The 24,776-nt window shown below is 60.5% G+C and carries 16 protein-coding genes and 1 other RNA gene; 7 read left to right on the top strand and 10 right to left on the bottom strand.

The features are described from left to right. Positions 1-33: 33 nt before the first annotated feature. Positions 34-639, bottom strand: coding sequence for a GTP cyclohydrolase I FolE (gene folE, locus ACYQ6J_RS09140; RefSeq protein WP_460185536.1), 606 nt, complete (start codon positions 637-639; stop codon positions 34-36). Positions 640-1,353: 714 nt separating this feature from the next. Between folE and ACYQ6J_RS09135 the strand changes: the two genes are divergently transcribed. Together ACYQ6J_RS09135 and ACYQ6J_RS09130 are read left to right on the top strand one after the other, a co-directional pair. Further along, a complete protein-coding gene (locus ACYQ6J_RS09135) occupies positions 1,354-3,207 on the top strand; it encodes an SLC13 family permease (RefSeq protein WP_460183874.1) in 1,854 nt (617 codons plus the stop codon). Between the two features lie 133 nt (positions 3,208-3,340). After that, positions 3,341-4,660 (top strand): glucuronyl esterase domain-containing protein, encoded by a 1,320-nt coding sequence (locus ACYQ6J_RS09130; RefSeq protein WP_460183873.1) that lies wholly within the window; start codon positions 3,341-3,343, stop codon positions 4,658-4,660. A 103-nt stretch (positions 4,661-4,763) separates the two neighbouring features. Here ACYQ6J_RS09130 and ACYQ6J_RS09125 read toward each other — a convergent pair whose 3' ends face one another. Beyond that, complete coding sequence (locus ACYQ6J_RS09125) at positions 4,764-5,210, bottom strand: CBS domain-containing protein (protein WP_460183872.1); 447 nt, start codon at positions 5,208-5,210, stop codon at positions 4,764-4,766. Between the two features lie 331 nt (positions 5,211-5,541). On the opposite strand from ACYQ6J_RS09125, the gene ACYQ6J_RS09120 reads away from it, so the two are divergent. Beyond that, the gene (locus ACYQ6J_RS09120) at positions 5,542-5,889 is read left to right on the top strand and encodes a hypothetical protein (RefSeq protein WP_460183871.1); all 348 of its coding nucleotides are present in this window, start codon (positions 5,542-5,544) and stop codon (positions 5,887-5,889) included. Between the two features lie 31 nt (positions 5,890-5,920). Here the strand turns inward: ACYQ6J_RS09120 and wecB are convergent, their stop codons facing one another. After that, a complete protein-coding gene (gene wecB, locus ACYQ6J_RS09115) occupies positions 5,921-7,039 on the bottom strand; it encodes a non-hydrolyzing UDP-N-acetylglucosamine 2-epimerase (RefSeq protein WP_460183870.1) in 1,119 nt (372 codons plus the stop codon). A 324-nt stretch (positions 7,040-7,363) separates the two neighbouring features. Between wecB and ffs the strand changes: the two genes are divergently transcribed. The 3 genes from ffs to ACYQ6J_RS09100 all read left to right on the top strand — a co-directional run bounded on the left by ffs (position 7,364) and on the right by ACYQ6J_RS09100 (position 10,753). Continuing rightward, positions 7,364-7,462: signal recognition particle sRNA small type (ffs, locus tag ACYQ6J_RS09110), an RNA gene on the top strand. Positions 7,463-7,600: 138 nt separating this feature from the next. Then, the gene (gene dnaX / locus ACYQ6J_RS09105; RefSeq protein ID WP_460183869.1) at positions 7,601-9,592 is read left to right on the top strand and encodes a DNA polymerase III subunit gamma/tau; all 1,992 of its coding nucleotides are present in this window, start codon (positions 7,601-7,603) and stop codon (positions 9,590-9,592) included. A gap of 177 nt (positions 9,593-9,769) precedes the next feature. Next, positions 9,770-10,753 carry a DUF6655 family protein gene (locus ACYQ6J_RS09100; protein WP_460183868.1) on the top strand — a complete coding sequence of 328 codons (984 nt, stop codon included), beginning with the start codon at positions 9,770-9,772 and terminating at the stop codon, positions 10,751-10,753. Between the two features lie 122 nt (positions 10,754-10,875). On the opposite strand, the gene larE is transcribed toward ACYQ6J_RS09100, so the two are convergent. The 3 genes from larE to ACYQ6J_RS09085 all read right to left on the bottom strand — a co-directional run bounded on the left by larE (position 10,876) and on the right by ACYQ6J_RS09085 (position 16,386). Then, positions 10,876-11,802: an ATP-dependent sacrificial sulfur transferase LarE gene (gene larE, locus ACYQ6J_RS09095; protein WP_460183867.1), complete on the bottom strand. Its 927-nt coding sequence runs from the start codon at positions 11,800-11,802 to the stop codon at positions 10,876-10,878. A 201-nt stretch (positions 11,803-12,003) separates the two neighbouring features. Further along, on the bottom strand, positions 12,004-13,488 hold the full coding sequence (locus ACYQ6J_RS09090) for a DUF1080 domain-containing protein (protein WP_460183866.1): 1,485 nt from the start codon (positions 13,486-13,488) through the stop codon (positions 12,004-12,006). Between the two features lie 141 nt (positions 13,489-13,629). After that, positions 13,630-16,386 (bottom strand): hypothetical protein, encoded by a 2,757-nt coding sequence (locus tag ACYQ6J_RS09085; protein WP_460183865.1) that lies wholly within the window; start codon positions 16,384-16,386, stop codon positions 13,630-13,632. A 370-nt stretch (positions 16,387-16,756) separates the two neighbouring features. On the opposite strand from ACYQ6J_RS09085, the gene ACYQ6J_RS09080 reads away from it, so the two are divergent. Beyond that, positions 16,757-18,706, top strand: coding sequence for a heparinase II/III domain-containing protein (locus ACYQ6J_RS09080; protein ID WP_460183864.1), 1,950 nt, complete (start codon positions 16,757-16,759; stop codon positions 18,704-18,706). 85 nt (positions 18,707-18,791) lie between these two features. Here ACYQ6J_RS09080 and ACYQ6J_RS09075 read toward each other — a convergent pair whose 3' ends face one another. The 4 genes from ACYQ6J_RS09075 to ACYQ6J_RS09060 all read right to left on the bottom strand — a co-directional run bounded on the left by ACYQ6J_RS09075 (position 18,792) and on the right by ACYQ6J_RS09060 (position 24,581). Then, positions 18,792-19,775, bottom strand: coding sequence for a DNA-methyltransferase (locus tag ACYQ6J_RS09075; protein WP_460183863.1), 984 nt, complete (start codon positions 19,773-19,775; stop codon positions 18,792-18,794). Between the two features lie 135 nt (positions 19,776-19,910). Next, positions 19,911-20,633, bottom strand: a complete 723-nt coding sequence (locus ACYQ6J_RS09070; protein ID WP_460183862.1) for a polyprenol monophosphomannose synthase — start codon at positions 20,631-20,633, stop codon at positions 19,911-19,913. A gap of 141 nt (positions 20,634-20,774) precedes the next feature. After that, positions 20,775-22,811 (bottom strand): tetratricopeptide repeat protein, encoded by a 2,037-nt coding sequence (locus ACYQ6J_RS09065; protein WP_460183861.1) that lies wholly within the window; start codon positions 22,809-22,811, stop codon positions 20,775-20,777. Positions 22,812-23,210: 399 nt separating this feature from the next. Then, complete coding sequence (locus tag ACYQ6J_RS09060) at positions 23,211-24,581, bottom strand: sensor histidine kinase (RefSeq protein WP_460183860.1); 1,371 nt, start codon at positions 24,579-24,581, stop codon at positions 23,211-23,213. Positions 24,582-24,776 lie beyond the last annotated feature (195 nt).

The raw sequence follows: 24,776 nt of genomic DNA, 5'->3' as shown, positions 1-24,776 counted from the left end.
TCCGGTCGCCGCCGGCCCGTGGGACGATCGGTCCTATTTGTGGTTGCCGAAGATCAGGGTCATGACTTCCGCCCGTGTGGACGGGTTGTTGCGAAAGGCGCCGCGCATGGCGGAGGTCACGCACACGCTGCCCGGCTTCCGCACTCCCCGTACGGTCATGCACGTGTGCACGGCCTCCACGACGACCGCGACCCCGCGGACTTCGAGTTCTTCCACCAAAAGGTCGGCAATGGTCTCCGTCATTCTTTCCTGAACCTGCGGGCGACGCGCCACGTCCTCCACGACACGTGCCAACTTGCTCAATCCGACGACCTTGCCACCCGGCAAATAGGCGATGTGCGCCTTGCCCATAAAGGGCATCAAATGGTGCTCGCAGGTGCTTTCGAAGCTGATATCCTTGACCAGAACGACCTCATCGTAGCGTTCCGTGAACACCTTTTGCAAATGGCGCCGGGGATCGGATCGAAGTCCCTTGAACAATTCGGCATACATCCGCGCAACACGCGCCGGGGTCTCGCGAAGCCCCTCGCGATCGGGGTCTTCGCCGACGGCCCGGAGGATCGTCCGGACCGCCTCTTCGATCGCTTTCAAGTCGACCCGATTCCCGGACGGTTCGGCGGCGTCTACCCGATCCTCCATGGACGACAAAGCATTTCCGCCCGCGTCCGGAGAAACATCTTCGGAAGCGGTATCAGCGGGTTGACGATCCAACGACGTCTGGGGAACCGGCTTGGCACTGTCTTTCATCCTCACGAATCTCAACTTACAAGGTGAATGTTCATGGCCGCCATCGCCGACGACGGAGCCGAATCGAGCCTCTGCAATCGGGGCCCGAGCAGTCTGTGGAACGAAAGCTTTATTGTATCGTGTCGTGCGACCGCGGCATGTGCGAACCGCCCGGCTGAATCCGGCTTTGAGTACGAGGGTGGAAGATGCCTACGCTTGTCCGCGCATCCCAACCGGGCGCAGGCATTGACACCTAACTCAGGCTATATTATAAGTATTATTATCATAATAGTACTAATTGACAATTGAGCGGCCGATTCGGCACGGAAGTGGTCGTGACAACTCTCCAGCAGATTTCCAGGACATTCCAAAAATTCCTGTTGCTGAAACCGGAAGATGGATCGACCACCCCGCCGGCCGGAGGGAGTGCACTCGGCGGCGTCACGACGGTTTAGCCGCTCGGGAGGACCGTCGTGCTGCCTTCGATTGTGCACCGAACCTGCCGGGAAATAAACTGGTAAATACGTGGACGCTTTTTGCGATTGCCCTTCGGGTATACTGCGAGGGGTTCGTCGAGGATCGCTCGGCCGGTGAAGCGCGGCCGATTTTGACGGGACACTTTGCCGAATGACCTTTGCAGTCGTCCTCTCTCTTGGCGTGCTCGTGGGAGTCTTCTTGGTCTTGGCATTGACCAGGATTCCGCCGGACGCAACCCTGGTGGGCGCCTTGGTCGTTCTCCTAGTTTCAGGAGTTCTTACCAGCAGCGAGGCACTGTCCGGATTCTCGAACGAAGGAATGATCACCATTGCGGTATTGTTTGTGGTCGGTGCCGGTTTGACCGAAACGGGAGCCGTCGCCGCCCTCGCCGAGCGGATATTCGGTCGCCCGAAAACCACCGCCGGCGCGATTCTCCGGGTGATGGCCCCCACCGCCGCCATGAGCGCCTTCATCAACAACACCCCGATCGTCGCCATGCTGACTCCTGCCGTTACCGACTGGGCGCGGCAGCACCGGATTACCCCTTCCAAAGTCCTCCTGCCGCTTAGTTACGCGGCCATTTTGGGCGGGACGTGCACCGTCATCGGAACCAGCACCAATTTGGTGGTGAACGGTCTCTTGATTCGGGCCGCAGATCAGTCGCAGGCTGCCGGCGGAGTCGCTTTGCCGCGCGGATTGGGCCTTCTGGACATCAGTTGGGTCGGCATTCCTTTGGCCGTTGCCGGCATTCTCGTCGTCGTTTCAACGCACCGTCTCTTGCTCCCGAACCGCCAGCCCACCGCGCCGGTTCGGGAGGACCCCCGACGATACACCACCGAAATGGAGGTCGAGATCGGTAGTCAGCTCGTGGGAAAGACCATCGAGGAGGCGGGCTTGCGCCATTTGCCGGGGCTTTATCTGGCGGAAATCAACCGGGACGGAAACATTTTGCCCGCCGTGTCCCCCAAAGAGAAATTGCGGGCGAACGACCGACTGGTATTCGTCGGCGTTGTGGAATCGGTGCGCGATCTGCAAAAAATTCGCGGGCTAGTTCCCGCCACGAACCAAGTCTTCAAGCTGGATGCGCCTCGTTCGCAACGCTGCCTCATCGAAGCCGTCATCAGCGACCGCTGCCCCTTGGTGGGCAAGACCATTCGCGATGGTCGGTTCCGGTCCGTTTACAACGCGGTGGTGATTGCCGTGGCACGCGAGGGAGAGCGATTGCCGGGAAAGATCGGCGACATCGTGCTGCGGCGAGGGGATACCGTATTGTTAGAGGCACATCCCTCCTTCATGGAAACGCATCGGCATAGCCGGGATTTCTATCTGCTCAGCCGCCTGGAAGACTCTCGTCCGCCCCGCTTCGAAAAAGCCGCCGCCGCCCTCATCATTCTCGCGATTATGGTCTTGGTCGTGTCTCTCAGTGAATCTTTGGGCGACGTCACGATCCAAATCGGTTCCGTAACGGCCTCGCTCGGCAGGATCACCATGCTCAAGGGCGCTCTGCTGGCCGCCGCGGCCATGATCCTATTCCGCTGCTGCACCCTCACCGAGGCACGCCGCGCCATCGATTGGCAGCTTTTGGTGACGATCGGCGCGGCGCTGGGGGTGGGACAAGCTTTGGAAAAGACGGGAGCAGCCTCTCTCATCGCCGGTTCCCTCATCGACCTGGCCGGTCACAATCCGTGGCTTTCGCTGCTGGCCATCCACGTGATGACGTCCGTGCTGACGGAGATGGTCACCAACAACGCCGCCGCTGCGCTGATGTTCCCCTTCGCCTTGGCCACCGCCAACACGCTGGGGGTAAATCCCATACCCTTCGTGGTCAGTATCATGATGGCCGCCTCGGCCTCCTTCGCCACGCCGTTGGGGTATCAAACGAATCTGATGGTCTATGGACCGGGCAACTACCGATTCTCGGATTACTTGCGGGCAGGGATTCCCGTGAATATCCTGAACACCGTGGTGACGGTGACGCTGGCGCCCCGCATTTGGCCGTTCTGAATCCGCGACGCGGCACGACTCGGTGGGGGCCGGTTTTCGGTCCGCAGACGGCCTTCGCGTCTCGCGTCGTCGGGACACCGGCGGTTGCCGGCGCGGTGATGATGACAGGAACCGGTCGCAAGGAACCTCGCTCATGAAACGGGCTGACCGACTCGGCATGTTGTGGACGGTTGTTGGGGCGGCAATACTCGCGTGCGTTGCCCGGCAAAGCTCATGCGCCGAGCAGGCCGCCGTGAACTACGACGAGAACCTGGTTCCGTCCTATACCCTGCCCGATCCCTTGCTTTGCCAAGACGGCACGATCGTTCGGGACGCCGACACCTGGAAGAACAAGCGCCGCCCGGAGCTTTTGGCCCTCTTCGCCCGGGAGATGTACGGCAAATCGCCGGGGCGTCCCGACGCCCTCTCGTTCCAAGTCCGATCGACGGACGAGAACGCGCTAGGGGGCGCCGCCGTGAGAAAGGAAATCGTTATATACTTTTCCGCGGCCAGGGACGCGGGGCCGAAAATGGACCTGTTGCTCTACCTGCCCAAGCAGGCACAGCGACCCGTGCCGATATTCTTGGGCTTGAATTTCTTCGGCAACCACACGATTCACGCGGACCCGGGCATAACGATTTCGCAGAGTTGGATGCGCAACAATCCCGACAAGGGAGTCGTCAACAATCGGGCCACGGAGGCGTCGCGCGGCACCTCGGCAAGTCGTTGGCCCGTCGAGTTGATTCTCAGTCGCGGCTACGGTCTCGCCACGATCTATTACGGCGATTTGGACCCCGATTTTGACGACGGTTTTCAAAACGGCGTTCATCCCCTGTTTTACAAAGAAGGGCAGACCCGGCCCGCGCCGGACGAATGGGGTTCGATCGGTGCGTGGGCTTGGGGACTGAGCCGAGCGATGGATTACTTCGAAACCGATCCCGACGTCGATGCCCACAAAGTTGCCGTGCTGGGTCACTCTCGTTTGGGCAAGACCGCGCTATGGGCGGGAGCGCAAGACGAGCGGTTTGCCATCGTGATTTCCAACGACTCGGGTTGCGGCGGGGCGGCGCTCAGCCGACGCCGGTTTGGGGAGACGGTGGCACGCATCAATATCGCGTTTCCCCATTGGTTTTGCGAGAACTTCAAGAAGTACGGCAACCGCGAGGACGAACTTCCGTTCGATCAGCATGAATTGATCGCGCTGATAGCCCCGCGGCCCGTCTATGTCGCCAGTGCGTCCGAAGACCTTTGGGCGGATCCCAAGGGGGAATTCTTGGCTGCTAAGGCGGCCTCGCCCGTCTATCAACTTTTCGGAAAAGATGGTTTGCCCGCCGACGAAATGCCGCCGCCCGACCAACCGATCATGGGGACGATCGGATACCACGTCCGCAGCGGGAAACACGACCTCACGGAATACGACTGGCGGTGCTACTTGGATTTCGCCGACAAGCACTACTCCGCCGCGGGGCAGTGAGCGGCGCGTGACGCGGACGACACCCCCAAGGCATGCGGCGCAAAATGTTTTACAGCGGGCGTTTCGCGCCGTCCCACGCACGGCGGAAAGCGGACGGACCGGCTCAACCCTGGATGTAGTCCTTCATGAAGCGGTTCTCCACCGCCAATTCGTCCAGTTGCGACTTTACGAGATCGCCGATGGAGACGATCCCGACCAGCTTGCCTTCTTGAAGAACGGGCAAGTGCCGGATGCGATTGAGCGTCATGGCCTTGAGTACGTCGCCCACGGAATCGTCCGGCCCGGCGGTCACCAGATTCCGCGACATCACCTCTTCCGCCCGCCAATCTCGCAACGGTCGCTCTGAAAGCGCACAGCGCCGCAGAACGTCGCGTTCCGAAACGATTCCCAGCAACTTTTCCTCACCCGCGGCGGGATCGCGATGGCAAACCAAAACCGCCCCGATGTTGTGCTGAACCAGTTCGTCCACAACGTCTTGAAGCGTAGCGTCGGGGGCGACCGTGTAAACGTGCGTCCCTTTCCGCACCAAGATTTCGCGAATCACCGTCACCGGATCGTACCTCCTCAGACAAAAACCGCTCTTGTGGACTATGCGCCGCTATTTCCACAATCGAAGTATAGAAAAAACGTCGTCGTGCGGCAATTCGCAAGCGGGGGCATCCAAGCGTGTTCGCATCAAACCGCCCTCACCTTAAGGTTTAGCGAACACGAATCTTCGTATCTTCGCTATCTTCGTTCGCCCGAATTGATGACGCCGTCCCCGACGGATAGATTAATCGAGTCCGGCGCCCTGCGAAGCGCGGGAATTGGAGTTGTGAACCCAACGACCGGCGGTGAGACTTGCCGAGTCCGGCCCGATTGTCCGGCGGGAGATGATCCGTATGTCATCGACAAAGCGATTCGTGGTTCCGATCCTCGTGATCGTGCTGGGGGTAACGTGGTTGCTGAATGTCTTGAAAATCATTCCCGGCGTGGACTGGATGTGGACGATCGGCCTGGCGACGGTCGGCATCTTGTCCTTCGTCCTTGGGGGCTTCAACAAACTCTCAGTGGTGCTGGGACCGTTCTTCCTCGCGGCGTCGATCTGCTCGGTCTTGCGTCAGACCGGCTATTTGGAACTCGATCGAGAGATTCCCATCCTAACGATCTTGCTCGGCGTACTCATGTTGCTGGTGCAACTGCTGGATTTGCCGATGCCCGAACCGCTCAAGCCGGACCGCCCGTCCTAGCGCAGCTCGGCCCTTGAAAACGCGGGGGCGGTTAGGCCGTCAATATCGCGGCGATTCTCTCCGCGGCGTGCCCGTCCCAAAGTTCGGGACATCGCCCTTGCTTGTAGCGACCGCTCAAGACGTCCTCCAAAAGTCGTCGGAGCGCCGTTGCGTCGTTGCCGACCAGGGTGCTGGTTCCCTCTTCCACGGTGACGGGGCGTTCCGTGTTCGGCCGTAACGTCAGACACGGAATTCCCAGCGCCGTGCTTTCCTCCTGCAAACCGCCCGAGTCCGTGATCACCACTTTCGCGGACGACGTCAAGGCCAGAAAATCGCGATACCCCAGCGGCGGCAGCGGAATCAGCCCGCCCCTTCGATCGCCCTCCCACCGCAAGAACGACTCCAAGCCGAATTCTCGAATCCGCGATTGCGTGCGTGGGTGAATCGGGAACAAGATGGGCAACGTGTCACCCACATCGGACAAGACTTCCAGGAGCGGCGCCAACGTGTCGGGCTGATCGACATTCGACGGTCGATGCAGCGTGACGACGCCGAAATCCTTGACATCCATGCCCAACCGCTTCAGGGTCTCTCGCGGCCGAATCTTCGGCAAAAGCGACCGAAGCGTGTCGATCATCACATTTCCCACAAGGTGAATCCGGTCCGGCGAATGCCCTTCTCGACGCAGGTTTTCCACTCCGGACGGTTCGGATACGAAAAGCTGATCGGAGATGACGTCGGTGACAATGCGGTTGATTTCCTCGGGCATGGAGCGATCAAAGCTCCGCAAGCCCGCTTCGACGTGCGCCACCGGAATCTGCAACTTGGCGGCGGCCAGCGCGGCGGCCATGGTGGAGTTGACATCCCCCACCACAATCAGGCGATCCAAGGGATGCCCCGCGGCCTTCGCATCGACCAATACCTTCTCCACGGCTTCCAACACCATCGCCGTTTGCCGACCGTGCGAACCGGATCCCACCCCCAAATGGATGTCCGGGCGCCGCATCTCCAAATCTTCGAAGAACACGTCGCTAAGCTGGGAGTCGTAGTGTTGCCCCGTGTGGATGAGCAGCGTGTGAACATCGTCGTATTTTTCCAGTGCTCGCAGCAACGGTGCCATCTTCATGAAGTTCGGCCGAGCACCCACGATGCATCCGAATGCGCGCGACATATCTTGAGGTCCTAGCGAGCGAAAACTGCAACACCTCTCGGCAAGTAATCCACACCCTCAATCATAGCCCACAGGCTCACGGTAAGGGTTGGATCATACCCTACGGAAGCGGTTGCACGGCCTTCACTGAAATTCGAGACCGATACCATAATTAATTGAAAGAGGCCGCCTATCGGGGCGATCCGCTGCTGCACTGTAGCCCATCCCGGGCGACGGATTCCGGTTTCGTGCGCACACCCCATTTGACGGCCCCTCTCGTATCGCGTAAAACAGTTGAAAGCCTCGAAGGAGGTATGCGGAATGCCATCTGCCGAGCCGACGCCCGGCGAGGGGTCCCCGCAATGGGGAGCCGCGAACCTGGTCAGGGACGAAAGTCAGCAGCCATAAGCGGTCATCTTCATGTGCGGTGGGCTCCTCGCCGGACGCCGACCGGATTCGACGGAACGCCGAGGCGCAAGCGGCCCAAGTTCGCCTTGCCCGGCCGGGTTGCACTCGGGTTTCGATCGAAGGCAAATACGTCCCCGCGCAGAAAAGCTCGGAATTCCCGAGTGGACGTAATCCATGAGTCCACGTCGAGCCAAAGCCGAACCCGATCCTAAAGCCGGGGCATCGCAGGCCGAGGCGGAAATCACGCAGCGATCGGGCGGTTCCCATTATCTGGTCGTTGCTCGGCGTTACCGTCCGCAATCGTTTCGCGACCTCGTGGGACAGGAGCACGTTGCGGCGGCCCTGTCGAACGCCATCCGGCACGGTCGTGTGGGACACGCTTATCTTTTCACCGGCGCCCGCGGGGTGGGAAAAACCTCCACCGCTCGCATCTTCGCCAAAGCGCTCAATTGCGTGCAGGGCCCCACGCCCGATCCGTGCAATCAATGCGAAATCTGCCTTGGCATCGCTAATGGGGAAGACGTCGATGTCCTGGAAATCGACGGCGCCAGCAATCGCGGAATCGAAGAGATTCGCCAACTCCGCCAGAGCATTGCGGTGCGCCCCAGTCGCAGCCGCTACAAGGTCTACATCATCGACGAAGTCCACATGCTCACGAAGGAGGCCTTCAACGCCTTGCTGAAGACGTTGGAAGAACCGCCTGAGCACGTCAAATTCATCTTCTGCACGACGGAGCCGAACAAGGTTCCCATCACGATTTTGTCGCGGTGCCAGCGATTCGATTTCGCGGGGATTCGTACCCCCGAAATCGTGGATCGTTTGCGGGCGATCGCGGAAAGCGAAAGCGTGGCGGTGGACGACGGCGTCTTGGAGTTGGTCGCCCGAAAGGCCTCCGGATCCATGCGCGACGCCCAATCGCTCCTGGAGCAACTCCTTTCGTTCGCCGCCGATCGCCTCACCCTGGAGGACGCGAACCGTCTGCTCGGCCTGGCCGGGACCGATGCCGTAGAGGCCATTGTGACGGCCATCGCCGCGCGGGATGCCGGAGCGGCGCTCACCGAGCTTCATCGCGTGCTTGCCGCGGGCGCCGACGCTGCCATTTTGATGGAGCAGCTTCTGGCATTCTACCGAGATTGTCTAGCAGCCTCCCTCGGGTGCAAGGGCGATATTCTTTTGACGGTCGGGCCGAACCAAGCCGACCGCGCTGCGGACATCGGGCGAACTCTCGGACTGCACCGTTTGATGGCCTCCATGCAGATTTTGGATTACGCGCTCAGCCGAATGCGCGTGGTGACGCACGATCGCATCGTAGCGGAATTGGCCCTGGTGCGACTGGTGATGCTGGACGAAATGGAGGATCTGCACCGGATCCTCGTCGAACTGCGATCCCAGCCTGCCGGAAATCCACGCGTCGCGGCGTCGGCGCCCGCATCCGGCGCGGCCCTTCGTCCCGGCGAGCCTTTGGCGAGCGCGTTTTCGCGGGCGGCGCCGGTCCCGGATGGTCAATCCGCCGTAAGTCCCGTGACACGTGACGTGAGGCCGACCGAGCCTCCCGCCCGCACGCTGGGCCGATCGCGCAGTCAAAGCGTCGCAATCCCCCCGACTTCGGGGTCTCCGGCACCGCGACCGCAAGAGGCGGCGGGAGACGATGACGTCGCCGAATCCGCCCCCCTTAGGGATCAACAAGGTTCAGCGGCCGCGACGGACCCTGATCGCGCGCTCGAAATCTGGACGCAAGCCGTCGAAACGCTGCCCGTCTTGCTCGCGGAACAGGCGAGGCAATTCGATCGCGTCCAGGGATTGGAGGGCGGACGGTTTCAGGTCCTGTTTCGGCCGCAAGCCAAATTCAGCCATGGCTTTTGCTGTCGGCCGGAGAATAAAGCCCGGATCGAAGCAGCCCTGCGCCGTATTTGCGGGCGGAACACCACCGTGGACTTCGTGTTGACGGAGGGAACGTCGCCGCTGGAGGGTCGAAACGAAGGCCCCGTCTCTCAGCAACAGCAGCTTTTCGATATCATGCAAAATCCCTTGGTCCGAAAAGCGATCGACGTCTTTGGGGCGGAACCGACGCAGGTCTTGCCGCCGACAAAGCCCACCCAAGAACCGTCGCTCTTTTCCGAAGATGAGGCATTCTCGTCCGAAGTACCCGATCCGGACGACGATTGAATCTCCACATTCTTCCCTTTTTCTCGCCCAAGTCGCAGCCGACCGGTCGCCGGTTCGGTCCGTATTGCGGACAAAACCCGGCTTTCGCCGCATCGAGCTGAACGCTATACTCTCCCGCCCCAAAGATTCAGCTTGAGAAACACCCCCCCGAAAGAAGGGCTGTGAATGGTCGGAAGCATGGAATCACGCTCACGATTGCGCAGGCGATCGCCCTACTACACCGCCGTCATCCTTGCGGCGGCAACGGCCGTCTGTGTCGGATGCGGCACCTCGAAGTGGACCGAGACCCGACGCACCGCGACGGAACAACTCTTGATCTCCGCATCGATCGACCAGGCGGTGAGTCAGATCGATTTTCGGGCACTCGTGGGGAAAAAAGTATTTCTCGACGACAGCTATCTCAAAGACGTGGTGGACTCGACTTACTTGGTGAGTTCCCTTCGTCAGCAATTGTTGGCGGGCGGGGCTATTCTGACGGAAAAAAAGGAACAGGCGGACTACATCGTGGAGGTTCGCTCCGGCGCGGTCGGCACCGACATGCACAGCCTATTGATCGGCGTCCCCCAAACCAACCTACCCTCGGCCCTTGCCGCGGCAGGTGCACCCTCTAACATACCCGAGATTCCGTTCGTGAAGCGGACCAAACAAACCGCAGTGACCAAGATCCTGCTGTTCGCCTATCAACGAGAAAGCGGGCGACCGCTGTGGCAGTCCGGTCAGGTGCTTGCCAAAAGCTGGGCACAGGACGTATGGATCCTTGGAGCGGGGCCTTTTCAGAGAGGAGACATCTACTCGGGGACGCAGATCGCCGGAGAGAAGCTCGATATTCCTTTCGTCAATTTCGATCGCCCGGAACGCAAGGTATCCGCAACCGAGGAAGTCTATTTTCTGGGCAATCACGACAGACCGAAACAACCCGTCGAAGGCACCGCCAAATCCGGGGGGAGCAATGTCCCAATAGCGCCGGAAAATGGTCAAGAAGGCGTCGTCGCTCCCGTTCGGCCGTCACCGCCGGTCACCGGGCCGAATTTCCCGATGTCGGCTTCGTCCCCACCGGGCGCGTCTCCAACACCGGGAACGGTTCAAAACAGCGCCGCGTCCGCCGCCTGGTGGCAGTGGGACCCGTCAGGAGGAATCGCTACGCCTTCTCCGCCGCGCTAGCCCGTTTCGCGGCGACCGTCGAAAATGCACCACCCTTGGGGGCCTCAGTTGCGGATTTGCCGGGTGGGCTCACAGAATGAGCGCGCCGATCGATGGCCCATGTTTGAGACCGGCGTCTCAGGCTAGCGTTTCTCCATGATTTGAAGGCTCTCCGCGGGAACCAATTGATTGAGGCTGCCGGAACGGAATCCCATCAGATCGAGCGTGACGAACTTGAAGCCCGCCTCGGTCAATTCATGAACCAAAGCATCCCGCAGCGCAGGTTCCAATAGTCGAGGCAGTTGTTCGACCGGTACCTCGATTCGGGCGAGATCGCCCTTGTGGTAACGCACTCTAAGAAGCGGAAAACCTTGGCCGCGGAGGAAGCGCTCGGCCCTCTCGACCATGGCCAATCGCTCCGGCGTGACCTGTTCGCCGTAGGCGATGCGACTGCTCAGACACGGCGACGCGGGCTTGTCCCAAATCGGCAACCCCCAGTGCTTGGCCAAAAGACGGATTTCGTCTTTGGATAGGTCGCACTCCGAGAGGGGGCTGCGGACTCCGTGTTCGCGAGCGGCGGTCATGCCGGGGCGGTGATCTCCCCGATCATCGCGGTTGGAACCGTCGACGACGACCGCGACTCCCAGCTTTTCCGCCCAGTCGCCCATCTTGGTGAAAAGCTCCGTCTTACAAAAATAGCAACGGTCGGCCAGGTTGCGTTGATAGAGCGGATTGCTCAGTTCGTCGGTTTCCAGAATTACATGGCGGATACCGATTTGGGCGGCCAAGCGGCGACAGTCCTCCAATTCTCCGGCGGCGAGACTTGCGCTGACGCCGGTCACCGCCACCGACCGCTCCCCCAAGGCCGCATGCGCCGCCTTGGCCAGGACGGCGCTGTCCAAACCGCCGGAGAACGCGACGGCGCAGCTTCCAAAGCTACGCAGCAGTTGCAAGAGTCGCTCTTTTTTCTCCAGCAACTCGGCGGGAAGCTCATCATGGGGCAAGCCGTCAGGATCATGCGTTTTCGTAACGCTCGAAACTTTGGAGGCCTGAACGTTGCTTTGATTCATCGTTGACTTCACCCGGCTTCGGTTAAGGGTGGAGACGCACCGCGAAAAACCGCGAATTGACAACTCGTGCGGACTGCCGATCGACCGTCGACGGAAACCCGCTTCTCGATTCTTCGCGCCGGAGAGACGGAAGTCAATCGCCGCGACTTCGCCGCGCGGCGGTCGGCAACCGTCGCAATGAAGATGCGGCCTTTCAACCAATCACGTTCCCGGGCGGGGGAGGAACATATTCGCAAAGCGAAGCCCCAGGGTTTCGATCATCTCGAAGCATCGGCTCATGTCGATCGGTTTGTCGTCGAAGTTGTTCGTGCCGAGTGAGAACTTGGCCCCCATATCCTTGGCCATGCGCAAGAATTTCACGGGCGGATATCCGCTGGAGGCATTGATCTCGAGGGCCACCCCGCGATCCACCGCCGCGCCGATGACCTTTTTCATTCGATCCTCGGTCCACAAGCGATCGTACTGAGAGGCGACCGGCGGCGGCAGCCAAGTCGGATTCGCCAAGATGGAAATCGGCTCTGAAAGAACCCGCAGATTGTGCCGAACGTACCGTTCCATCCATGCGTCGGGATCGTCGATTGTGTAATTCTCCGTAATCCACAACTTGACCGGCGGGCTATCGTCGTGCGGCATGGGCATGATCATCGTGTCGGCAAGCACGTAATCCAATTTCGCGATCAACTCGGGCGCCAGCACGTCGGCCCAATCACGATCGTTCACCTGCACGCCGACGAACACCGGTCGGCCCGCGGCACCGTCCAGAAAGGCCTTGAGCTTTTCGTTGTCGTCGATGGGCCATCCGCGCCCCACGTTCTCCAGAACGCCGCAGTTGACGCCGGTCACGGCCTGGCGAAGAACGGCCTTGTCCACCGTCATACCGCCGCGGATGTGAACATGGAAATCGGTGATCGGCAAACCGAGGGCCGCCATCCGATCGATCAATCCCGGCTTCAACCCGTAACCTTCCTCGGATGCCCGCGGTTCGGCAAACGGGTCGGCGTCGTCGGGCAGCAGTCGGATCCGCGGATCACGGAATCGCATGCGACTGCCCGGATCATGAGCCTGAAGCGCGATGGTCCCTTGCGAAACGCGACGGAGCGTGCGATTCTTCGCCCGCGGCGGGTCGTCCGGTTCGACATAATCCACCGTGGGAACGTCGTTCACCCAAACGCGAACACGTTTCCCGATCACGCAAATGCGGACGCGAAACCAAACGTCGTCCGGCAGCCAGGCCTTGTAAAGGTCGCGAATGGCGAATAGTCCGCCGGTACGTCTGAATTCCGGGTTGTCGCCGATCATAGGATACGAATTGTTGATTTGCACCTCGTAACCCTTCGGCGGCGATCCCGTTTCCACAAAATCTGTGTGAAAGAATATCCCCGAATTGGCGTTCTTTTCGGTAATCACATCCACGACAAAGTCGAAATTGCGGAACGGCGTGGGGACCGCGTCGCCGACGTAGAACAAGTGGCTTCGCGGCCCGTCGGCGGAGAGGACGCCGTCCCGGACCTGCCAACTTGCGGTATTCTCGGACGCGCGCCAACCGTTCAGATCGACGCCGTTAAAGAGCGGAATCCAGCGGCCTTGCACGGTGTCGACCGCCTCGGCGGCTTCCGGGTTTTTCGACATCGTGCAGCCCGCGGCGGCGACGGCTAGGCTGGTTGCTAAAAAATCGCGACGCCGCATACCTCGATTCGTCGGGCGGGTCCGGAGATTAAATGCCTCTTTCATGATGGCCGTCTCCCATGTAACGCTGAACAACGGAAAAAAAGGACGCCCTCTCTATTGCGACCGGATCGCGCGTGGAGTTTTTCCCGCCGACCGGACTTAGGGCGACAGAACAACATAGACGGCGTCGGCGGGCAATTCGAGGGAGAGGCCGCCGTCCGCGCTTTCCACGGGCACCGCACCGGCGGGATAGCCGTTGACGTCCAATCGCACCGCCTTCTTGACGTTGGGATTCTTCACCGTCAATCGTACCTTGGCGGCGGCGACGCGCCAGGGTGCGCGGCCGGTATCGACGATCTGCTTTCCTCGCAAAGTCACGCCGTCTGACTCTATTTCCGCATCTTTTTCGATCCACCCGGTGGGGCGGATCGTGGTGCCGACTTGAACCAGGATTTTTTCCGAAGCGGCCAGCGGGCGTTCATCGAGCGGGACCACCGTGACGGACGCATAGTCGTTTTGCGACTCGATGACGGTATCCGCCAGTTCCATTCGCCCGCCGGCAGCCTTCAAGAAGCCCGTCCAACTTTGGTATCGCGGCGCATTGACCGTCAATGTTCCCTTGCGATAGTCGAGCGAGATTTCGCCCGTCATGCTCGTGACGACGCCGCGGGTCCGATCGATATAACGGTCGAGTGGAACCGTTCGGCTGTTGCTTTCGTCTCCCTCGAACTTGATCACAACCGGCCCCACGAAGAAGGCCAAGCGGTCCACCTCCTGGCGGATGGGGGAATTCGGGGCGAAGTCGCCTTGATCTCGGTTGGGATCGAATTTGCCGGCTTCCGAGATGATCGGCACGCGGCGTTCCCACATCCCGGAGAGAGAGCGCTCTTCGTACACGGCGGGTTGGTCCGCGCCTTGAATGAAGCCCAATCGGTACGCCAGCGCAGCGGCAGGGAACATGCCCGCGTGCGTGGGGATAGCGCTCGACCATTTTTTCAGCGAGTTCAGTTTGCCGACTTTCCAATAAGGCCAAACCGGATCGGCGTGCCAGGTCTCATCGCCGAATGCGAACCAGTAAAAAGAATCGACTCCCGTCAGCGACATGTAGGCCGCCGCCATGATGGGGCCTTCCGCCTGATACAACGAGGGACTGGTCCACGAGACCTCCGTGATCAACATCGGCTGTCCCACCGTCTGCTTGAGAGCCCCCGGAAACTCCTCCGGCTTCAACAGATTCGATTGGCTGATGAAGAAGTGATTGGGGTCGATTCGCCATCCGTTCATGGGGCCGCTGTGAACGCCGCCCGTATAACGATTGATGGCCGACACATCCGTCGCGGTGTAGGTCCAACGCTCCACGTCCTCCAACAAGACCGGGTCGGCGGTCCGCCAATTGGTGGCGTTGATGAGTTGCCTGCAACCCAGGGTCTCGCGGTAGTAAGCCGCGATATCGCGATAGAAACCGTATTGCAGTCGGGCCATGAATTCCAACTGGTCGGCCAGTCGCTTCGCCCAGGCACGGTCGGGCTTGGGGGCCTGCGATGTGAATCGCCAGATAATTTCCAGACCGACCTTCCCGGCCGCGAAATCGTCGTCCTTGTGCCGAGCCTCGCCCCACGCCTTGCGTGCAGCCTCCAACGATCCGTATTTTTTGACCAGAAAGTCGGCGAACAGTCGGCGGAGTTTGCCCGCAAAAGGCTCGAGAATCCCTTGCGACGTCCAGAAAAGCAGGCTGTCTTCGTTTTGCACCTGGATGACGGCTACCGCCGGTTCATCGCGCAGGGGCGCATGATTCTCGGCATACGGATTCGGCCGCGAATACAACTCCTTCACCCAGGTCTTATAGGCGTCCTGCAATCGCGACTCGAAAAAGATCAACCCTTCCGGTCCCGATTGCCCGGTGTAGGTATCCAGCCCCCAGCTTGCGGGAATCTTTTGCGTGTGCGACCAATAGGGCGAAATCGTAACGTAAATGCCCTGCTTTTTCGCCTCTACCACGAAGCGTTGGATGCCGTCCACGACGGTTTCATCGACATCGGTAAGGCGGGCGCCCTCCTTTTCCACGCAGAGTTGTGCGTGAACGCGAACCATATTCACGCCCAATTTGGCCAGCCACCGCAAGTGGCGACGCATGGCCTCCGGTTCCATTCGCCACCCGTCGCTCACAACCGACCAGAAACGGATCGGCCGACCGTCACCGCGGAGAAAAGACATGCCGTCCGCGGAGAGCCGAATAAAACCTGACTCGCCCGCCTGCGTTTCGTTCAACGATCGAAGGTCGAGCCACGCCTCGGACGAAAACGCGTCCGGCGGCGGTTGAAAAGCCCAGGTCTCCCGCTCGTCCACGCGTTCCGCTTGTGTGGCGGGGTCGCCGGGCTTGGACAATCCATGCGGAGCGAAGACCTCGTTCGTCAATACGAAAGCGTCAAGACCGCCGTGGTTCTGAAGGTCTCCGTACATCCGGAAGGTGATCCGGTGTTCACCCGGTTTCAGGGAAAGCCGGCCTCCGAAGACCCAACCGATGAATCGTAAGTCGGGCTTGCCGTCTGCCGCGATATTCGTAACTTCCGAGGCCCCGTCGAAAGAGACCTCTTGCCACCGGTCTTCATCCACGCGAAACGCCAAATGACTTTTCACGGGATTGGCGCGTAACCAAAGGGCGTAATCGCCGCCCTCTCGCAAAACCACGCTGTAGGTCGCCGTTCCCTCTTTATCCTCGGAAAAGTTGCTGATCCAGTCCCCACCCGACAGGTGCTCTCTCTTGACCTGATCGTACCACCACGGATGGCGATTCATCGTTTGGGACTGAGGCGATTCGCCTTCCACCCAAAGGTTCTCACCAAGCAGCACAGACGCAGGCGCCAAACCAAAGCAAAAGCAACCGGCCAGCAAGACACGCCAAAGAATTTCTCGCATTGCCTCCATCCTCATCGTACCGTCGCCAAATGGGTCGAAGGTTGCATTATAGGTTCGCCACGGCGGTTCATGTCAATCAAGCGGCCCGGGTGCGGCATCCGCGAAACATAGGAATGCGGCAACTCGGTCGGAGAACACTCTCCCCTCGCAAACCGCGGCACGCTGTTACGCCTGCCAGCCGCTCGATTGCGTCGGGGTTCGGCCGCATCTAAAATGGCACGTGCGTGAGGAAAGCATCTCGTAACGAGAGCCTCCCGGCACCTCTCAACCGGCCCTCACCCTTGATGCGAATATCAGGTCGCAAAACCACGCCAACCCTCCGTTCCCTTTGCCGCACTCGATCCCACCTTTGATCAGCAAGGACCATGACATGAAAAGTTGCGCGCCCATGATCCGTCTCGCTGCCCGGCCGTTGGGACGAACTCTTATAACCGGAACCGTCATCGTATGCTGGGTTGCCGCAACCGTTGCGGACCGCGTCTGCGCCGAGGAAACGATTCCTTCGCCGGAACGCGTTGCGGCTTGGAAATCGATGTTGCCCGAGTCGGCGGGCGGGATCGGCGCGCCGATCGCCAATCGCCAAGTCTGGGATCATCTGGCCGAACTGCCGGGTTTCAAGGATATTCCGGCGAAAGCCGCAATCGAGGCGGCGAAGCCTCTCCCTGAAGCCACGGACGAGTTGTATCTCGATTTTTCCAAGACCGGCACGCGCAGACGCTACGAATCCGTGCTATCTGCGCGGCGTCGGCGACACAGCCTGTTGGTACTCGCGGAGTGCCTTGAGAACCGCGGCCGCTTCCTCAAGGACATCGGGCGAACGCTCCAGGCCTTTTGCGAGGAAAAGACTTGGGTGCTGCCCGCCCACGACCGTAACTTAGCCAACTTTGAAGGCAAGACGGTGGAGATCGACTTGGTTAGTTCCGCGACCGGTTTCGAATTGGCTTTGACTTTGAACTGGTTGGGAGACAAGCTCTCTCCGGAGGTCCGCAAGCTCGTCATGGCCAACCTGGAGCGGCGGATATTTCAGCCCTTCGAAGGCGCGGTCCGTGAAGGACGACCTCAATTGTGGTGGCTGACCACGACCAATAACTGGAATGCCGTATGTTTGGCCAATACCACGGGCGCAGCCATGGCCGCCGTCGAGGACGTGGAACGCCGGGCGTTTTTCGCGGCCTCCGCCGAGCACTTCATCCGCAATTTCCTCCAAGGTTTTACCGTCGACGGGTACTGTTCCGAGGGGATGGGCTATTGGAACTACGGTTTTGGACATTACGTCATTCTCTCCGACGTCCTTTATCGAGCGTCGGGCGGCAAGGCGGACCTCATCCTCGATCCCGCCGCCACGGCGCCCGCTCGATTCGCCTACCGGATGGAAATCACGCATGACTTCTACCCCCCCTTCGCGGATTGTACGTTCGGTTCCAAGCCCGACCCGCAATTGATGGCTTACCTCAGTCGCCGTTGGGGTTTTGGTTTGACCGACTTGGAAAAGCGGTATCTCGGACCGCAAACAGGCCCATCCGGTTCGTTGGCCGAATTGTCCGTTTTCGGCATGCCGGACGCAGGCGGACCGCCGGCGGCGAAGGTGGATCGACTTGAAAGGTCTTTGCGGGATTGGTTTCCCGATGCCGGCGTCCTGATTGCGCGGCCGACACCCGATCGGCCCGACGACTTGGCAGCGGCGCTCAAAGGGGGACACAACGCCGAACATCACAATCACAACGACGTCGGCACCTTCCTTGTGGTGGTCGGCGGCGCAGCGGTGCTGGTCGATCCCGGTGCCGAGGTCTACACGGCCCGAACCTTCGACTCTCGCCGTTACCAAAGTAAACTCTTGAACTCCTACGGTCATTCCGTCCCCGTGATAGCCGGCCAATTGCAGCGACCGGGCGGCAACGCGAAAGGAAAGATCTTGCGTACCGAGTTCAGCGACGAAGCCGACTTGGTGGAAATGGATCTGACGTCCGCCTACCCGGTGCCCGAATTGCAGTCGTTGAAGCGGACCTTCGTCTTTCGTCGCGGCAACGGGGGAAGCCTCACGGTGACCGATAGCGTCCGGTTTTCGTCCCCGAAGGAGTTGGAAGAGTCGCTCGTGACCTTTTCCCCTTGGAAGCGGTCGGCCGAAAACGAATTGCTAATCGGGGAAGGGAAGGCCGCCGTCGTGGTCACCATCGGCGCCGGAGGCCGCCCCTTTGAATTGAAGTCGGAGGAAATCGACGAGCCGATTCGGTATTCGAAGAAGCCCACGCGACTGGGGTTGCGCTTCACCGAACCGGTGCCCAACCTGGAAGTCACCTTCACGATCGTACCCAAGAAGTAGCGTGGTTGCCGCCCCTGCTCGAAGCCTGCGGTCGAGTATTCCTTCGCGCCACCGTGAAATCAACCGCTTGTCCGCTTGACTGAAGTCAGCGGCGGCGGTCCGGCGGCGTGGAATCCCTCGAAGGACTCGCAGGAGAGGTATTCCGCCGACGCACAAGACGTCGCCGCGGGGGCTTTTGCTCCACGTCCTCCAAGCGGCGACCTTGATCCGTGGAGGGCACGCTCTTCAGCGGGTCCGGTGAACCCTCCAGTGGCGATCCCGGCTGAATCGCCTCCAATCGCTGCCGGATATTGGCGGTGTATTCCGGCGACAACTCGAAGCCCAAATATCGCCGCGCCAGCTTCTTGGCTACGGCCAGCGTCGTGCCGCTACCCGCGAAGGGATCGAGCACCCATTCGCCCGGTCGACTGCATGCCGAGATGATCCGCCCCAGCAATTGCTCGGGCATCTGACACCCGTGGAATCCCGCCCTCTCGCGAAACGTGCCGCAAACGCGAGGAAAGTACCAGGTATCTTCGTCGGGGCGGAAGCCGTCGGGAACGTCTTGCGGTCGCAGAATCCAGGTATCGTCCGGCAGGCGTCCTTGCGGGTTGGCTCGCTTGTCGCCGTAAACCAGTTGCCGAGCGGAGGGCACCCGAATGTCGGCGTCGTTGAACGTGAATCGCGTCGGATCCTTGACCCAATAAAGCAAGTGGGCGTGCGAGCGGGTAAACTTCCGCTTGCAATGGACGCCGAACGTGTAATACCACACGACCCAACTCCGCAATACCAGACGATGGTGCTGCTGGATCATGACCTTCAATTCGGCCGCGTATTCATCACCGATCGCCAGCCAAAAACTTCCGTCCGGACGAAGAATCCTCGCCACTTCCCCGGTCCACCGGCGGCACCAGTCGATATACTCTTCATCGTCGAGTTGATCGCGGTACACGTCGTACTGATAGCCGATATTGAAGGGAGGGTCGGCAAAGACCAGATGCACCGACTCCGGCGGCAAGGCCTTCATTCCGTCGAGGCAATCGCCCTGGAATACCCCTTCGGTGAGCGACGGCATCTCTTGATCCTTCATCGAAGTCTCCTCGTTTCCGCCGTACACGGTCGGCCTACGCACAGCATGGGTATGCCGCGCACGCGAACCGTCATTATGAGGCAAGTCGAGCAAAGAGTCAGGTGGGGGACGACAGGGCAGGAGCGAGGATCGCGTTCATCCCAGCAGCCCCAACCGGGCGATGATCCAGAGGGCCTCGAGGGCTTCGCGCGAATTGATCTTCGACTGCCCTCGCCGCCGATCCGTGAAGGTGATGGGAACTTCGCGAAAGACGGCGCCCGCCCGTCGCAGACGATAAAGAATCTCTTCCTGAAACGAGTACCCGCGCGATCGCACGCTTGCGAAGTCGATTCGTTGCAATGCGGACGCTCGATAACACCGGAACGCCCCGCTGCAATCTCGGACCGGCAGTCGCAACAGCAAGCGCGCGTAGAAGTTGACCGCAGCGCTCATCCAGCGTCGGGTCCGCGGCCAACCCTCGATTGCCCCGCCGTCCACATAACGCGAACCGATGGCAACGTCGGCGGGAGGCTTTCCCGGAGGTTCCATCGCAGCGATCAATTCCGGGATTTTCTCGGGCGGATGGCTGAAGTCCGCATCCATGTTGAGGATGAATCGGTAGCCCTGCTCGATCCCCGTTCGCAGGGCCAGCAGCGTCGCGGTCCCCAGTCCCAGCTTGCCCTCGCGATGGATGCAACCCAGACGCCCATCTCGTGCCGCGTATTCATCGCACCATTGGCCGGTTCCGTCCGGAGAGTTGTCGTCAATTACCAGAATGTGGACGTCCGGGGCGGCGGAAAAGATCGCCTCCACCAAAAGCGGAAGATTCTCCCGCTCGTTGTAAGTAGCGACGGTGACGAGCGTTTCCGCGGCTTGCATCAATGACCGACCCTCGTGGGAGTGGACGCTGCGGACTCGCGAACATCGGTTCGCGGTGTGGAGCATGCCCGCATGCGTTGCCCGCCATTTTTCCGCCAAACCGTGCCAATAACAACCCGGTCGATTCCAACCGACGGACTACTACCGCGGTATCGATGGGGCTTCCCCTTCCGGCGACGAAGTCGTGGCGGATGCGGTTCGGGCTTGGCGTCGCATGGCCGCCAAATTGGAATGGGGAACTTCCAAGGCGGTAGCATCCATGGCGCCGGATTGCACGGCGGTCTCCAAGAGTTTGATGCCCTGTTCGGTCAATTCGATGGCTTTGGCGGCCTGATTCGATTCCCAATAGGAAACGCCCATGCTGACGAAGGTCTCGCCCAACCGTCCGGCGGACAAGCCCGTCGTTCCGGTTGCCGCTTTTTGCAGCATGGGAACCGCCTTGTCAAACAGTTTCACGGCCGAGTCGTGGTCCTGCTTGGCGATGGCATGGATGGCGCCCAGTCGGAAGTACAGGCGGCCCATCAGGTAGTAGTCACTTTGTTGCAACGTCCGCGACTCTTGGCCGTTCTCAAGCAATTCGGCGGCCTCCAAGCCGTATCGGAGCGCCGAGTCGTGATCCCCTCGGATTTGAAAACACTGGACGGCGTCGTAGAGCGCGACGCCGATATCCCACTGGATTTGCAATCGCCGCACGCCGCCCGCCTCCGCTAGGGCCGAGGGCGCCGCCTCCTCGAGACGGGCGATCCACGGCTGGGGATCCAGGCCGCTTGGTACCCCTACCGAAGCACTCAAGGCCGCGGCGGCTACCCGAATGCGAAACAGCGGCGAACCGCCTTCCTTGGCCAGGGCGTCAGCGGCGGTTCCGGCACGATCCAACCAACGCGGCACCACGATTTCCTTTTGCTCCCAAGGTCCCCAGGCAATCGCCCGAGCCGCTCCGATATGCGCGTCTACGAGGACCTCTTTGGCGGCCAACCGGTAGGCCGGATGGGGATCGGAGGCGATGGGATGCGCGATCTTGATGGCCTCGGTATAGTACTCTACGGCTTTCTTGTAGTCCGGCGGTTCCGCGTTGGCGCTCAAGTCGCCCAATGCACAAACGGCCCGGGCCTTGATGTGCGGGCGGTTCTCCGCCGCTGCCGCCACGGTTTGCAATTCCCGCAAGGCAGCCTCGCGACTGCCCGCGGCGGCCAAGAGTTGAGCCAGGGTCAACCGAAACTGGGGATCGTTCGGCGCCAACGCCACGGCCTGCTGCGCTGCGGCCAAACCGGTACCGGGAGCCTGGAGCAACATGTAGCTCCTTGCCAACAGCCAATGTGCCCGCGCGTGACCGGGGTCCAATCGCAACGCGACCCGCAAGTCTTTCTCCGCCGATTCCGGATCGTTCTCCAAAAACGTCTCGGCTCGCAGCACAAAGGGTTCCGCCGAGATCGGGTCCAACACGATTTGCGTTACCAGCATCGAAGCCTTGCCCGCCTCACCCGCCGGCGCAAAGCTGAATAACACACCCTTTTCCGGAAAGGCCTGGCCGATCACCATACCTTGCGGATCGGATACCAAGACCGGTCTGACGTTGGCCAACTGAAGATGTTCGGCAACCAAGTTCGCGGGATAAGCCTTCTCAAGATGGATCACGATGCCGCTGACCTTGCCGTCGCGGAAATGGGTTTCCACTCGATTGAAAGGCCCGACTGCGTACAAATGCAGCAAATCGCCGTCCTGCTCCGCGCGCGCCGTGGGTTCGCCCCATGCCTTGCGGACGTCTTCCATCGTCGAAACGCCCGGCGTGATTCCATTGAACGCGGCGGGATCGACGGTCACTTCCGTGTTCGTAACCGGATCGACGGCAGGTTCCAACGTGGAACTTCGCCCGTCTCCTGAGACTGACTCGCCGGGGCCGGACTCGCCGGAGACGGCGGTTTTCGCAGCGGGATCGGCGGATTGAGCACTCTCCGACTGCGAGCCTTCCGTGCGGAGTGTCAGTGTGGGTCCCGCCGGGGATTCCAACGGCGGTTGCGTATCCGACGCTGCCGTTCCCCATGATGGAACGCCGACGTCGTCTTTATTCGAAGAATCACCAGGCTCTTGGCATAGGACGAACGGGCTGAAAAGCACGACCGCCAGGCTGGAGAACACCGCCGCGAGCAGGCGTCGAGCCATCGGCTTAAGGGAACGCATCGCGAGTTCCTCCTGAACATCGCAGCCCGATGTCGGGCTAATCGTCTCAGTCGAATCTACCCGCCCTCCTGCCACGGGGCGGCACGTTGACCACGGCACCCATGCCCGGTTAACCCGACTCGGCCGGCAACACGGCAGCAACTTGCGGAACTGAATTGCCAACGACGATCCGTCGCGTTCGCCAAAACCCCGGATCAGATGTATACACGGCCCATGCGACGGACGCAGCCTGCCGAGTCGGCGGGTAGTTTAGCGTCCCTTTTGGCATCGCGTCCAGACCGTTTTTTTCGCCCGGATCAAAGAAAAAATCCGACGGTTTAGCACCGCTGATCCTGGCACGCACATGGTTCACAAGACGCGGGATGTTGTCTTTCCAACCTTCACCCGGTCCCCGTCAGGTCACCGGCGGAGTTCCCCCGGCACGGGTTCGCGCGAAGAAATCGGGGCGGTGCGCTCTTCCCCAGCGGTGTCTAACTCCGCGGGCGGGTGTACAGGCAGACGAACCCAAAAGCAGGCCCCCCCTTCGGGAAGGTTCTCGGCCCAGATTTTTCCCCCGTGGGAGTGGACGATCTCGCGGCAAATCGCGAGTCCCAAACCCGTGCCGCCGGACGCCGTGCGCGTCTTGCTGGACTGGACGAAGGGATCGAAGATACTCTCGATCTCGTTTGGCGGGACGCCGCACCCCTGATCGGCTACGGCTACCGTCCAGCGTTCATCCTCGGCCACCATGGTAATTCGAATCGTGCCGCCCTCGGGGGAGAATTTGATCGCGTTACTGATGAGGTTGCGAAAAACTTGCTGGATTCGTTTGTCATCCATCCACGCCTCGAGGGGTTCCGGCGGCGGGTTAAACTCAAAACGTATGCGGCGATGCTCGGAGGCTGAGTTCAGTTCATCCAACACGCGGACCATCAATTGAGCCGGATTGTGTCGGGCGAATTCATATTGCATCTTGCCCGCTTCGAGTTTGGCCAGATCCAAAAGATCGTTGAGAAACGCGAGCAAGGTCTGGCCGCTCCTCTCGATCTGCGTGAAGTACTTTAACAACGTGGCCCGTTCGGCGGTTTCCGCTTTCTTTATTCCGAATGCCGCATAACTGAGGATGCCATGGAGGGGCGTCCGCAACTCGTGGGATAGATTCGCGAAAAACTGGTCCTTCGCCCGTTGGGCGGCGTCCCGTGCCTCCATCAACTCCCGCAGGGCACGATGGCTTTCCTCCGCCAATAGCACTTTTTCGTGCTCTTCCAGCGCTTGGGCCACCGCTTCCATTTGGGATTGCTGAAGTGACGCCCGCTCGTTTTGAAGCTGGGCGACCCAGGCGGCGTATTGCTCGGAAACTTCGGCGAGAAGGGCTGAACAACCCACGGCGCGGAGCGTCGGTCGTAATCGAGCGGCCAATCTTTCAACACTTGAAGCGTCCCACCCAAGAACGACTGCCGAAATTCCGCGGATGGGTTGCGGCAGGTGACGGCACATTTGGATGCAACGACACTCCACCGGGACGGCAAAGAGCGTGGAATCTTCGCCGGACATGGGGCGGATGAGTCCGGCTCGGGGCACCTTTTCCGATTTCAAACACTCCTTCACCTGGTCCGAAAGGTGGCGTCCGGCCTCGGTCCCCGAATACATCGACACCCAGGAGTGTTTTTCATTCAAGACGCCGACAAGTGTGATCGGAAGTTCTGGAACGGATTCTCGCAGGCTTGCAGGCAACCAGTGGCCCTGCCTTTCCTCGCGATCGAGGAGTTCGCACAAATCGTCCAGATTCATTGTTATTAGGCCTCATTCTCCCGTCACACAGTGTTGCTCACTCTAGCGTCGGAAAAAGTGCCCCGATCCGCCCGCGTGAGACCTGTGTGAAAAGTATAGGTCACGCCGAGGCGCCGCGAGATCGACTCGCCCGCACGTTCCGCCGCAAGTCGATTCTTTTGCCGCAAAACCGGACGGACGGGATGATTTATCACA

It is taken from the genome of Thermopirellula anaerolimosa (genome assembly GCF_054657335.1).
The sequence above is the reverse complement of the archived record's forward strand: the minus strand, read 5'-3'. Positions and strand labels throughout refer to the sequence as shown.